The following is a 305-nucleotide window of genomic DNA, read 5'->3' as shown; positions in this document are numbered from 1 at the left end:
CCGGTGAACGGGACCTGGAATGCCGTCGTGGTCACCGACACCGGATCCGGTACGGCGGCAGCGACGCCGGCCGACGCGGAGGTGAGCGCCACCGCTGCGGCGCAGGTGCCGACGATCGTGCCGAGACGTCTGTTCCTCGTTGCCATGCTTACCCTCTCCTTGTCGCTGCACGTGAGTGGCATCGCGTGCGCGGGCATACAATGCCACTCACGTGGGATCAGTTCCGCGCGGCGCACACCAGCGCGAAGCGGTCGTCGGGATCGGTCCAGGTGCGGTCGACGTCGAATCCCGCCTCCGCCAACTCC

The sequence above is a fragment of the Streptomyces sp. NPDC127092 genome (assembly GCF_042722475.1).
Lineage (GTDB): Bacteria > Actinomycetota > Actinomycetes > Streptomycetales > Streptomycetaceae > Streptomyces.
Note: the sequence above shows the minus strand (reverse complement) of the source record.